Below are 5,256 nucleotides of genomic sequence, written 5' to 3'. Positions count from 1 at the left end.
ACGACCTGCCGCTCAACGTCTCCCGCGAGATGCTGCAATCGACGCCGACACTCCAGAAGATCCGCCGCGCCGTGACCACCCGCGTCATCAACGAGCTGTCGAGCCGCTCGAAGAACGCGGAGAAGGCCGAGGAGTACCAGAAATTCTTCGAGAATTTCGGGTCGGTGCTGAAGGAGGGCATCTACGAGGATTTCGAGCGCCGCGCCGAGATCGCGCTGCTCCTGCGCTTCCGTTCCTCGACGCAGGACGGCTGGACCTCGCTGCCCGATTACGTGTCGCGGATGAAGCCCGAGCAGGAGGCGATCTACTACCTCGTCGCCGACGACGTGGAGGCGCTGAAGAACTCCGCCCAGCTCGAAGGTTTTCGCGCTCGCGGCGTGGAGGTTCTGCTGCTGTCCGACCACGTCGACGCGTTCTGGCCGGAGCAGTTGGGCAAGTTCGAGGACAAGCCGCTGCGCTCGGTCACGCAGGGCGCGGCCGACCTCTCGAAGTTCAAGCCCGAGGGTGAGCAGGCCGAGGCGCCGCCGGTCGACAAGCTGGTGGCCGCCCTCAAGCTCGCGCTGGAGCCGGACGTCTCCGACGTGCGGGTCACCGACCGCCTCGTCGACAGCGCCGTGGTGCTCGCCGCCTCCGGCATGGGGCCGGACCTCCAGATGCAGCGCCTGCTGCGCCGGGCCGGCCGCGGCTTCGGCGGGTCCGCGCCGATCCTCGAGATCAACCCGCGCCACGCCCTGATCCGGTCGCTCAACGACCGGGCCGAGGCCGGCGAGGATCTGAAGGGGGAGGCCGGCACGCTGCTCGATCTCGCTCGGGTTCAGGACGGCGACACGCCCCGCGATCCGGTGGCCTTCGCCCGCGCCGTCGCGGAAGCGCTCGCGCGCGGCGCAACGACGCCGGGGCAGTAGCGGCGCGCGGACGGGGCGGGATGCGGAGGATCAGATCCGCGTCCCGTCATCGCGGGGCGGCGCGCCGCAGCGGAAGCGGGCGACCCGCCAGCGGTCGCCGTGCGCGTTCTGCCACGCCGCCATCTGCGGCTGGGCGACCGAGAGGCATTGCTGCGGGGTGACGATGTCCTCGTTGAAGCGATGGACCCGCATGACGCAATGGGTGGGGTTCGCAACCATGCAGGTCAGGAAGTAGAGGCCGTAGAGCATGCGCCGGGGCTCCGTGGTGGCGTGAGTCTCTCCTCCCGAGGTCGCTTCTTGACCGTCCGGTTTGCGTCATCGCAACGAGCGTGCCGGAAGTTCCCGCGACCCATGCACCGATGGCCCCTGGTGCGTGCGCGCAACGCCCGACACGATCGCGGGCGGCGGACGGATCACGGTCGGGCCCGGTCCGGCGGCGTTGACAGCCCTCCGCGATCCGCGCGAACACGCAGCCATGCCCGCCGACCTCACGCCCGATCCGCACTCCGCCCGCCTCGACCGGCGGGTGACCTGGGGCGTGATCGCCCTCGTGGCCGCGACCGTCCTGATCGGCGCCCTGGCCCCGCGCAGCGCCCACCACGCCGCGCCGACGCCGGTTCCGGCCTCGGAACCCGCGCAGGATCGGAACTGCGCCGAGTGGGGCGACGGCTGCAAGGTCTGCCGCCGCGACGGGGAGGAGACCGCCTGCTCGCTGCCGGGCATCGCCTGTACCCCCGGCCCGATGACCTGCCTGCGCGGCACCGGAGAACCGTGAACCGGCCGACGCTCCGCTTCGCGCCGAGCCCGAACGGCCGGTTGCATCTCGGCCACGCCTTTTCCGCCCTCTTGAACGCCCGCATCGCCCGGACCCTCGGCGGACGCCTGCTGCTGCGCATCGAGGACATCGATCTCGGCCGCGCCCGGCCCGAATTCGTGGCGGGCATCCTGGCCGACCTCGACTGGCTCGGCCTCCGCTTCCCGGAACCGATCCGCCGCCAATCCGAGCATTTTGCGGACTACGCCGCGGCGCGTGACCGGCTGGCGGCGCGGGATCTGATCTATCCCTGCTTCTGCTCGCGCGGGCAGATCGCCGCGGAGATCGCCCTCCGCGAGGCCCGCGGCGCGCCGATCCCGCGCGATCCCGACGGCACGCCGCTCTATCCCGGCACCTGCCGCCTGCGATCCGCCGACGAGCGGAGGGTCCGCCGCGAGCGGGGCGAGCCGCATACGTGGCGCCTCGACATGCCGGCCTCGCTCCGGGCCCTCTCCGAGCCTCCCGCCCTCCGCCGCTTCTCGCCCGATGACGGCGCGATGGAGACCGTCGCCGCCGATCCCGGCCGCTGGGGCGATGCGGTGATCGTGCGGCGCGACGTGCCGACGAGCTACCATCTCTCGGTGGTCTGCGACGACGCCGTGCAGGGGATCACCCACGTCGTGCGCGGGCAGGATCTGGAGGCGGCGACCGACCTGCACGCCCTGCTCCAACGCCTCCTCGGCCTTCCCGCGCCGGCCTATCACCACCACGCCCTGATCCGGGCGGCGGACGGCGAGAAGCTCGCCAAGTCGAAGGGATCCGAGTCCCTCGCCGACCTGCGCGCCCGCGGCGTGACCGCCGCGGATGTGTGGGCCGGACTCGGCTTCGCAATTCTTCGTTGATCCAGCGTCTCAAGGGGCTTGTGCCTTGTCGGGCCTTCAGGAATCCGTGAAGAGCGGCGAGCGGCCGTGAGGGGGCCAGGCACGATGCGATCGCTTCGCGCGATCCTGACTTTGTCGGCCTGGGCGCTCGCCGCACCCGTCTTCGGCCAGGAACCGGATCGTCCCGCCTCTTCCGCGTAGGATTTGGCGGTGATCGAGAACTGCCTCGCGGGCTGATGGAGAGCCGGGACTCGCTCAGGCAGCGGTAGGGACGGCGGCGCTCGGCCGCCTCACCGCATCGCGTCGCGCTGGGCCATCGCCGTCGCGGTCTTCGACTTCTGCATCGTCGTCTCGGTCTGGTCGCGCTGGCGCTTGAACTCGGCGAGCAGGCGCCCGTCGAGCTCGCGCCCGCGCGGCACGCGGATCTTCATCGGATCGACGAAGTGGCCGTTGATGATCACCTCGTAGTGCAGGTGCGCGCCGGTGGAGAGGCCGGTCGAGCCGACATAGCCGATCACCTGCCCCTGCCGGACGCGGCTGCCGGCGCTGACCCCGCGAGCGAAGCGGGACATGTGGTTGTAGGTCGTGACGTAGCCGTTGATGTGCTGGATCTCGACCCGGCGGCCGTAGCCCGAATCCCATTCCGCCTTGATGACGGTGCCGTTGCCGGCGGCGACGATCGGCGTGCCGATCGGGTTCGCCCAATCGACGCCGGTATGCAGCTTGGCGTAGCCGAGGATCGGATGGCGCCGGTAGCCGAAGCCTGAGCGCATGATGCCGTCGGCGATGGGCTTGCGGATCAGGAACTTCTTGAGCGAGCGCCCCTGCTCGTCGAGATAGTCGATCGAGCCGTCGTCGGGGGACTGGAAGCGGTAGACCTTGCGCGACTCGCCCCCGAGATTGAGCGCGGCGTAGAGCAGCTCCGGCCGCTCGGCGGCGGCGGGCCCCGCCTCCTCGTCGTAGGTGTAGAACAGGTCGATCCCGTCGCCGGAGGAGATGCGGCGCTGGAAGTCGATGTCGTAGCTGAAGATCCGGATGATGTCCTCGATCGTCGAGCGCGGCACGTCGTGGCGCGCGCCGGTCTCGTAGAGGCTCTGGTAGAGCCGCGGACCGCTGCCCTCGTCCTCCTCCTCGTCGTCCGGCGCCTCGGCCTGGGCCTGTTCGCGGGTCCGTCCCCGCGACTCGTCCACGGGCGGGGCGACCGGCACGAAGGCCCCGTGGTCGTTGATCGCCGCGATCGCCTGGACGCCGCTCTCGCCGAACAGCACGACCCGGGTCACCTGCCGCCCGTCGCCGGGCTTCGGGCCGGGCGCGACCTGGACGCGGAACTGCTGCCCCTCCGACAGGGCCGCGACCTTGGCCCGGCCGCCGAGCGCCGTCACGATGCCGGCGATCGCCGCGTCCGACGCCTGCCCCGTCGCCTTGAGCGCGCCGTCGAGGGTCTCGCCGCGCTTGAGCGCGAGATCGCGCTCCTCGACGAGCGGCGCCTCGCCGGACCGCAGCTCCACCTTGGCGAGCTTCGTCACGTTCTCGGGGACGACGAGCACCTCGATCGACTTGAACGGGCTGGTGTCCTCGCCGAGCTTGCCCTTGGCGCTGCCCTCGCCGAACCCGGCGAAGGCCGAGCCCTGCTGCAGGGTGCGCGAGAGCAGGATCTGCGGTGCCAGCGGCAGGGCCGTGCGGCGCCCGGCCTCCGCCGCGAGGCGACGCTCCTCCTCGATCTGCGCGGTCACGTCCTCGTCCGAGAGCGCGGGCGCGCCCGGATCGATGGCGATCTCGGCGAGGTCGCGCTTGACCACCGTCACCTCGGCGCCCGGCGCGTCCGCCGCACCCGGATCGGGCGCGCGCTCCTGCGGCTCGTCGGAGACGAACTTCATCGGGTCGAAGCGCGGGATGTCGCTGGCGAACACCCCCGTCGACATCGACAGGTTGGACGAGATCCGGACGAAGGGCCGGACCTTGATGATCTCCCGGTCGCCGAGCCGCACCGTCACCGGCGTGCGAAAACTCTGCTTGGCCGAGGCGATCATCAGGTTGCGCACGAGCCGGTCGCCCTTCTGCGCGGAGGCGATGCCGGATTCCTCGACGGAGGGGAGCTGCGTCTGCGGACGCGGCCCAAGATTCGGCCGATCCGAGACGGCGGCGAGCGACCCCTCGCCCTGGAGCGAGACGTGGATCGCCGCACCCATCAGGAGCACGCCGGTGATGCCGGTGAGCGCGCTGGCGCAGAGCCAGCGCAGGTTGACGTCGCGGCGGTCGATCTGCCGGGCATCCGCGCCCAGAAGGTTGAGCGGCGGCTCGACGCCCCGCGGAAGCGTCGGCGGGCGCGGCTTCGCCGTCCCGGCCGTTCCCCCGATCTTCAGTCGCTCGCGCGTCACGGACTTCCTCTGCGTCGGCGCTTCGGACCGGATTTTGCCGCTTCCTCCTACCAGACTCGCGCGCCAGGGGCGACACGGGACTTCGAGGCACGACGCGGGGCCGACATCCCGGATGTCCGGGGCCAGCATGTCCAGATTGAGGCGATGCAGCGCTCATCGCCGAGACGCCCCGACGATGCTGTCGCAAAGCTGTGATGTCGACGTGCTCAGTTGGGGAACTTTTTTCGATCCGGACGTTGACGCCCGAACGACGACCCCATAAATGCTGCCTCACCGACGGGGCGCCGCGGTCCACCAGGTGGTGGAACGGGTGTTTCGCTGGTCTTCGGGATTGTCGG

At 71.0% G+C, this 5,256-nt stretch carries 4 protein-coding genes and 1 pseudogene; 3 read left to right on the top strand and 2 right to left on the bottom strand.

Annotated elements, in window-relative coordinates:
* Nucleotides 1–905: pseudogene (locus tag MFF42_RS15910) on the top strand (molecular chaperone HtpG); the annotation flags it as partial.
* 30 nt (nucleotides 906–935) lie between these two features.
* On the opposite strand, the gene MFF42_RS15905 reads toward MFF42_RS15910, so the two are convergent.
* Nucleotides 936–1,154 carry a hypothetical protein gene (locus MFF42_RS15905; protein ID WP_017486666.1) on the bottom strand — a complete coding sequence of 73 codons (219 nt, stop codon included), beginning with the start codon at nucleotides 1,152–1,154 and terminating at the stop codon, nucleotides 936–938.
* 226 nt (nucleotides 1,155–1,380) lie between these two features.
* Here MFF42_RS15905 and MFF42_RS15900 point away from each other — a divergent pair, with 226 nt between their 5' ends.
* Nucleotides 1,381–1,680, top strand: a complete 300-nt coding sequence (locus MFF42_RS15900) for a hypothetical protein (protein ID WP_238256617.1) — start codon at nucleotides 1,381–1,383, stop codon at nucleotides 1,678–1,680.
* The gene (gene gluQRS / locus MFF42_RS15895) at nucleotides 1,677–2,561 is read left to right on the top strand and encodes a tRNA glutamyl-Q(34) synthetase GluQRS (RefSeq protein WP_238256616.1); all 885 of its coding nucleotides are present in this window, start codon (nucleotides 1,677–1,679) and stop codon (nucleotides 2,559–2,561) included. The genes MFF42_RS15900 and gluQRS overlap by 4 nt, the downstream gene beginning before the upstream one ends.
* Nucleotides 2,562–2,830: 269 nt before the next feature.
* Here gluQRS and MFF42_RS15890 read toward each other — a convergent pair whose 3' ends face one another.
* Nucleotides 2,831–4,918: a M23 family metallopeptidase gene (locus tag MFF42_RS15890; RefSeq protein WP_238256615.1), complete on the bottom strand. Its 2,088-nt coding sequence runs from the start codon at nucleotides 4,916–4,918 to the stop codon at nucleotides 2,831–2,833.
* Nucleotides 4,919–5,256: the final 338 nt, after the last annotated feature.

The sequence above is a fragment of the Methylorubrum podarium genome (genome assembly GCF_022179745.1).
GTDB lineage: Bacteria > Pseudomonadota > Alphaproteobacteria > Rhizobiales > Beijerinckiaceae > Methylobacterium > Methylobacterium podarium.
Note: the sequence above shows the minus strand (reverse complement) of the source record. Positions and strands in the feature narration are given on the sequence as shown.